Origin of the sequence: Paenarthrobacter sp. NPDC057981 (genome assembly GCF_042886835.1) — a bacterium.
Taxonomy (GTDB): Bacteria; Actinomycetota; Actinomycetes; order Actinomycetales; family Micrococcaceae; genus Arthrobacter.
Window position 1 is genome coordinate 74,705 of sequence record NZ_JBHVQI010000020.1, and the last position, 7,131, is coordinate 81,835.

The following is a 7,131-nucleotide window of genomic DNA, read 5'->3' on the forward strand; positions in this document are numbered from 1 at the left end:
TTTGATCTGCGGCGGGAGAGTCCTGCCGGGTACATCCAGTCAGGCGCCGTAGGAGCAAATCCTCCCCAGGAATCTCTCAGGCCCATGTACCGCCGCGGCGAGGCAACTCTGGAAAGCAGTCCGGGCAACCGGGCTCACCGACGGTGCAAGTGGACAACCACGTCCACGGAATCTCTCAGGTCCAATACAGAGCGGGGAGGAACCCCTATTCATCGTGGCGTCCCTTGGGCGCCTGAATCCTGGAGTTCCTCTTGACTGTTCAATCCTCCCCAACCGCTTTCGCGGACCGGCATATCGGCGCCCGTCGCCAGGCCGATGTTGACACCATGCTCAAGGCGATCGGCTACGACTCGGTTGATGGCCTGGTGGACGTTGCCGTCCCCGATTCCATCCGCCAGTCTTCGCCCCTGACCCTGCAGAAGGCGCTGAGCGAGACCCAGGTCCTGGCCGAGCTCCGCAAGCTCGCAGCCAAGAACAAGACCGCCGTGCAGATGATCGGCCAGGGATACTACGACACCATCACGCCCCCGGTGATCCGCCGCAACATCCTCGAATCCCCGGCCTGGTACACCGCCTACACGCCGTACCAGCCCGAGATTTCGCAGGGCCGCCTCGAAGCGTTGCTCAACTTCCAGACCATGGTGCAGGACCTCACCGGGCTCCCGATCGCCAACGCTTCGCTGCTGGATGAAGCCACCGCCGTGGCCGAGGCCGTGCTGCTGATGCGCCGGGCCAACAAAGACAAATCCGCGAAGGACGGCAAGACCGTCCTCGACGCCGACCTCCTCCCGCAGACCATCGCCATCGTGAAGGGCCGCGCCGAGGCGCTGGGCTTCGAGGTTCTGGTTGCGGACCTTTCGGCCGGATTGCCCGACGGCGACATCAACGGCGTCGTACTCCAGCAGCCTGGCGTTTCGGGCCGGGTCTTCAACCACGCTCCCGTGATCGCTGCGGCGAAGGAACGCGGTGCACTGGTCACCGTCGCTGCCGATCTGCTGGCACTCACGCTCATCACGCCCCCGGGCGAGCAAGGTGCGGACATCGCCGTCGGAACCGCGCAGCGCTTCGGTGTGCCGCTGTTCTTCGGCGGCCCGCATGCCGCTTACATGGCCGTCCGGAACGGCATGGAGCGGACCCTTCCCGGCCGCATCGTTGGTGTTTCCAAGGACAACGCCGGCGTGCCCGCCTACCGCCTCGCCCTGCAGACCCGCGAGCAGCACATCCGTCGCGAGAAGGCCACGTCCAACATCTGCACCGCCCAGGCGCTGCTCGCGATCGTTGCCTCGATGTACGCCGTCTATCACGGCCCGGATGGTCTGAAGGCGATCGCCGAAACCGTCCACGGCCACGCCCGCGTCCTGGCTACAGCCCTGCAGAAGGCAGGCCGCGAACTCGTGGCCGACTCCTTCTTCGACACCCTCACCGTCCGTGTCCCGGGCAAGGCTTCGAAGGTGATCGGTGCCGCCGAGGCGCGCGGCATCAACCTCCGCTACATCGATGAGGACACCGTGGGCGTCTCGGTCGATGAAACCACGACGCCGGAGGTCCTCTCCGCGGTAGCCGTCGCCTTTGGCGCCGGTCCGGTAGGGGACGCTGCAGGGTTCGAGCTGCCTTCCGACGTGGTCCGTACCTCCGATTTCCTGCAGCACCCCGTGTTCAACACGCACCGTTCCGAGACGCAGCTGTTGCGCTATATCCGCAAGCTGTCCGACCGGGACCTCGCGCTGGACCGCACCATGATCCCGCTGGGCTCCTGCACCATGAAGCTGAATGCCACGGCTGAAATGGAGGCTATCTCCTGGCCGGAGTTCGCCTCGATCCACCCGTTCGCGCCGGACCACCAGACTGAAGGTTGGCGTGAGCTGATCTCCGGTCTGGAAGCCGATCTGACCGAGATCACGGGCTACGACCAGGTCTCCATCCAGCCGAACGCCGGTTCGCAAGGTGAGCTTGCAGGCTTGCTCGCGATCCGCGGCTACCACCTCTCGCGCGGGGACGATCAGCGCAACGTGTGCCTGATTCCGGCTTCGGCCCACGGCACGAACGCTGCTTCGGCGGTGCTGGCCGGCATGAAGGTCGTTGTGGTGGCCACCGCCCCTGATGGCACGATCGATCACGCTGACCTGGCGGCAAAGATCGAAGCCAACCGCGACGTGCTCTCGGCCATCATGATCACGTACCCCTCCACGCACGGTGTGTACGATGCTGACGTCGTCGAGGTGTGCGACGCCGTTCACGAGGCCGGCGGCCAGGTGTACGTGGATGGCGCCAACCTCAACGCGCTGGTCGGCTTGGCCCAGCCGGGCAAGTTCGGCGGCGATGTCTCGCACTTGAACCTGCACAAGACTTTCTGCATCCCGCACGGCGGCGGCGGACCCGGCGTGGGTCCCGTTGCAGCCAAGGCCCACCTGGCTCCCTTCATGCCGGGCGATGCGAACAACGCTTCCTCCTCGGAGGGTGGCGTGGCCATCTCTGCTTCCCGTTTCGGCTCCGCCGGCGTGCTCCCGATTTCCTGGGCCTACGTGAAGCTCATGGGCGGCGAAGGCCTCACGGAAGCCACCAAGTCGGCGCTCCTCACGGCAAACTATGTTGCGTCCCGCCTGGACGAGCACTTCCCGATCCTCTACACGGGTGAAGGTGGGCTCGTGGCCCACGAGTGCATCCTGGACCTCCGCGAGCTGACCGCGCGTACCGGGGTCACGGCCGAGGACGTGGCCAAGCGCCTCATCGACTTCGGCTTCCACGCACCGACGCTGGCGTTCCCGGTTGCTGGAACGTTGATGGTGGAGCCCACGGAATCCGAGGACCTCGCGGAGATCGACCGCTTCATCGAAGCCATGATCACCATCCGCGCCGAGATCGAGCAGGTTGCGGCCGGTGACTTCTCCGTGGAGGACTCCCCGCTTCGCAACGCGCCCCACACGGCGGCCGCCGTCGTAAGTTCCGCCTGGGATCGTGACTACCCGCGCGAGCAGGCCGCCTTCCCGGTGCAAAGCCTCAAGCAGGACAAGTACTTCCCGCCGGTCGGCCGGATCGACGGTGCTGCGGGCGACCGCAACCTGGTCTGCTCCTGCCCGCCTCTCGAAGCGTTCGAGGAAAACACAGCAGAGTTTGAGAACTAAGGATCCCCGAGATGTCTGAGAACTACACCGCTCTTTACGAGCAGCACAAAAAGGCCGACGCATCCTTCACGGACTTCGGCGGCTGGCAGATGCCACTCAAGTACGAGTCCGAGTTGGCTGAGCACCACGCGGTGCGTAATGCTGCCGGCCTGTTCGACCTTTCCCACATGGGCGAAGTCTGGGTCAGCGGCCCCGAGGCCGCAGCGTTCCTGGACTACGCCCTGGTGGGAAAACTGTCCGCGATCGCCGACGGCAAGGCCAAGTACTCTCTGATCTGCAACGCCGACGGCGGCATCATCGACGACCTCATCACGTACCGTCGTGGTCCGGAGAAGTTCCTGGTGGTACCGAACGCGGGAAACGCCAAGGTGGTTGCCGCTGCATTGAAGGAGCGCGCTGCCGGGTTCGACGTTGTTGTTGAGGACGCCTCCGCTGAGACGTCCCTGATTGCAGTCCAGGGCCCGAACGCCGAAGCGATCCTGCTTGAGCTGGTCCCGACCGAACAGCATTCCCTGGTCACGGAGTTGAAGTACTACGCTGCTGTCGAGGTCTCGATTGCCGGTGACGAACTGTTGCTCGCCCGCACCGGCTACACCGGCGAAGACGGGTTCGAGATCTACGTTCCCAACACGGACGCGCCTTCGCTCTGGGAAGCACTCCTTGAAGCCGGCGAAGGCCACGGGCTTATCCCCGCCGGTCTCGCTGCCCGCGACTCCCTCCGCCTTGAGGCCGGCATGCCGCTCTACGGCAACGAGCTCTCCCGCCACGTCAATGCCTACGCAGCCGGGCTTGGCCCCGTTGTGGCGTTGTCCAAGGAAGGCGACTTCGTGGGCAAGGAAGCGCTGGCTGCGATCAAGGCCGCTGGTGTTGGATCCACGATCGGGCAGAAGCTGGTGGGCCTCAAGGGCGCCGGCCGTCGTGCAGCCCGCGGTCACTACTCGGTTCTGAAGGACGGTTCGCTGATCGGTGAGGTGACCTCAGGGCAGCCGAGCCCCACGCTCGGTTACCCGGTCGCCTTGGCGTATGTCGACGTCGAGCATTCCGAGGTTGGCGCGTTCGTTGACGTCGACCTCCGAGGCAAGGCCGAACCGTTCGAAGTTGTGCCGCTGCCGTTCTACAAGCGTTCCAAGTAGTACCCGGTGGGAGTGGCATCCTCCGCGGGCTCGGTCGCAGAAGCGCCCGCTGGGCGGACGCGATGCTCCCTTGGACGCCCGCTTCCGGATGTCACTCCCACAGGGGACCGGGGCGCTGTTTGAACCCCTAAGCGCTAGAGATGGGTCAACCTGCCGCGGGTGATCTTGAAAAGTTTTCAGTACGTGAGAGATAGGAATTGATATGAGCAAAGTTGTTGCCGAGCTGAAGTACTCGGCTGAACATGAATGGGTTGCCGTCAATGGTGGCGGCCCGGTGGGCATCGGCATCTCCGCCGTGGCCGCCGACGCCCTGGGCGACATCGTCTACGTGGACCTTCCCGAGGTCGGTTCCACGGTGACCGCGGGGGAGACCTGCGGCGAGGTGGAGTCCACCAAGTCCGTGTCCGACCTCTACTCGCCCGTGACCGGTGAAGTGACCGAGATCAACGACGCCGTCGTCGCAGATCCGGCCCTCATCAACAATGACCCCTACGGTGCGGGCTGGCTCTTCAAAGTCGCCGCCACCGAAGAAGGCCCGCTCATGACGGCCGAGGAATACGCAGCAGCCAACGGAGGCGAACTGTGAACCCGGTATCAGTGAGTGAGTTCGAGCAGGTTGCGTCGGCGTCGCTGGATGCCCAGCTGTCGGAGCTGGACCCCGAGATCGCGGCAAAGATCGACGACGAACTGGGTCGCCAGCGCGGCGGCCTGGAAATGATCGCGTCCGAGAACCACACCGCAGTGGCAGTGATGCAGGCGCAGGGTTCGGTGCTGACCAACAAGTACGCCGAGGGCTACCCGGGCAAGCGCTACTACGGTGGCTGCGAGCACGTGGACGTGATCGAGCAGCTCGCGATCGACCGCATCAAGTCGCTGTTTGGCGCCGAGTACGCGAACGTGCAGCCGCACTCCGGCGCACAGGCCAACGCCTCCGTGATGCACGCGCTCATCAAGCCGGGCGACACCATCATGGGCCTGAACCTGGCTCACGGCGGCCACCTCACCCACGGCATGCGGATCAACTTCTCCGGCAAGCTCTACAACGTCGTCCCCTACGGCGTCCGCGAGGACACCCACACGGTGGACATGGCCGAGGTGGAGCGCCTGGCGCAGGAACACAAGCCTGCACTGATCGTGGCCGGCTGGTCCGCATACGCTCGGCAGCTGGACTTCGCCGAGTTCCGCCGGATCGCCGACTCCGTCGGCGCGTACCTGATGGTGGATATGGCGCACTTCGCGGGCCTGGTGGCCGCGGGACTGCACCCGTCTCCGGTCCCGCACGCGCACGTGACGACTTCCACCACGCACAAGACGCTTGCCGGTCCGCGCGGTGGCATCATCCTCTCCAACGACGCCGACATCGCCAAGAAGATCAACTCGGCCGTGTTCCCGGGCCAGCAGGGCGGCCCCCTCGAGCACGTGATTGCCGGCAAGGCTGTGGCATTCAAGATCGCCGCGTCCGGGGAATTCCGTGAGCGCCAGACCCGGGTGCTGGCAGGCGCCCGGATCCTTGCCGAACGCCTGGTCCAGCCCGACGTCGCCGCGGCGGGTATCTCCGTGGTCTCCGGCGGAACGGACGTGCACCTGGTCCTCGTGGACCTGCGCGACTGCGAACTCAACGGACAGCAAGCCGAAGACCGGCTGGCCGCGATCGACATCACCGTCAACCGCAACGCCGTTCCGTTCGACCCCCGCCCGCCCATGGTCACCTCCGGACTGCGCATCGGCACGCCCGCGCTTGCGACACGCGGTTTTGGTGAAGCGGCCTTCCGCGAGGTTGCGGACATCATCGCCGAAGCATTGATCGCCGACGCCGACACGGACCTGAGCGGGCTGCGTCACCGCGTCGAGACCCTCGCCGAAGCACACCCGCTGTACCCCGAGGTCGCGAACCTCGGCTAAGGGCCTATCCTCCGATTCGTGGGCAAGCTGCGGGGTGTGCCGTGCGGAGGGCACACCCCGCAGCGAACCCCGAAACGGTCTGGTTCGAAGCGGCCTATTTGGGGGCGGGGTCCGGCAGCGGCCGTCTAAGGGAGCATCGCATCCGCTCAGCGGGTGCAACTGCGACCGAGGCCGCAGAGGACGCGGGCCCCGACAGGCCGTTGGCGACGCGGACCGTGGTGGCCCACTTTGATCTACCCGGGTGGGGCATTTGCTGGGAACGAATGCCTCACAGCAATACCGGGTTGGAGGTTCGCACTGGGACCTCCGGGGGCTGGGCCGCCTTGGCTCGGGATTGGCCCAGCCCCCACCTTTTTGTTTTTTTAACTCCTCCCTGAAAGGGATCACGGCCATGGCTGTTGGTGTTTTCGATTTGTTCTCTGTGGGCATTGGCCCGTCAAGCTCGCACACTGTAGGGCCGATGCGGGCCGGGGCGGTGTTTGCGCGGGAACTGCGTGAATCCGGCGTGCTGCCTGCCGTGGCGTCGTTGCGCGTGGACCTGTATGGTTCCTTGGCTGCGACGGGCAAGGGCCATGGCACGTTCACCGCGACGCTGCTGGGCCTTGAGGGCTACGAGCCCGAACAGATCCTCCCTGACGAGGTGGAAGAGCGCTTGGCTTCCATCGCCGAGACGGGCAAGCTCAACCTCGCCGGAGGGCTGCTCCTGCCGTATGCGGTGGAGGATATGGTGTTGCATCCGTTGACGGTGTTGCCGCGGCATACGAATGGGATGAAGTTCGTGGTGTCTGATGCTGAGGGGAACGTGCTGAAGGAGGCGACGTTTTTCTCGGTGGGTGGCGGGTTCATTGTGCGTGAGGGTGAGGAGAGCACGGCCCGGGCGGAGTTGGAGGAGTCCAAGGCGGAGTTGCCGTTGCCGTTCCGGACGGCGGCGGAGTTGTTGGGCCGGTGCTCGTCGAAGGGTTTGGGCATTTCCG

General features: G+C 65.3%; 5 protein-coding genes and 1 riboswitch. All 5 genes read left to right on the forward strand.

The features are described from left to right. Positions 1-2 precede the first annotated feature (2 nt). Positions 3-102: riboswitch (glycine riboswitch) on the forward strand. 149 nt (positions 103-251) lie between these two features. Then, complete coding sequence (gcvP, locus tag ACFVSI_RS16740; RefSeq protein ID WP_387826013.1) at positions 252-3,122, forward strand: aminomethyl-transferring glycine dehydrogenase; 2,871 nt, start codon at positions 252-254, stop codon at positions 3,120-3,122. Positions 3,123-3,133: 11 nt separating this feature from the next. Next, positions 3,134-4,255 (forward strand): glycine cleavage system aminomethyltransferase GcvT, encoded by a 1,122-nt coding sequence (gene gcvT, locus ACFVSI_RS16745; RefSeq protein ID WP_387826016.1) that lies wholly within the window; start codon positions 3,134-3,136, stop codon positions 4,253-4,255. A gap of 202 nt (positions 4,256-4,457) precedes the next feature. Beyond that, on the forward strand, positions 4,458-4,841 hold the full coding sequence (gene gcvH / locus ACFVSI_RS16750) for a glycine cleavage system protein GcvH (RefSeq protein WP_387826019.1): 384 nt from the start codon (positions 4,458-4,460) through the stop codon (positions 4,839-4,841). Beyond that, on the forward strand, positions 4,838-6,157 hold the full coding sequence (glyA, locus tag ACFVSI_RS16755; RefSeq protein WP_387826022.1) for a serine hydroxymethyltransferase: 1,320 nt from the start codon (positions 4,838-4,840) through the stop codon (positions 6,155-6,157). The genes gcvH and glyA overlap by 4 nt, the downstream gene beginning before the upstream one ends. A gap of 391 nt (positions 6,158-6,548) precedes the next feature. Next, on the forward strand, positions 6,549-7,131 hold a 583-nt coding region (locus tag ACFVSI_RS16760), incomplete at its 3' end, for a serine dehydratase beta chain (protein WP_387826025.1).

Coding starts and splice junctions, on each gene's coding strand:
- gcvH (WP_387826019.1), top strand. CDS start 4,458: ATGAGCAAAGTTGTTGCCGAGCTGAAGTACTCGGCTGAACATGAATGG.
- gcvT (WP_387826016.1), top strand. CDS start 3,134: ATGTCTGAGAACTACACCGCTCTTTACGAGCAGCACAAAAAGGCCGAC.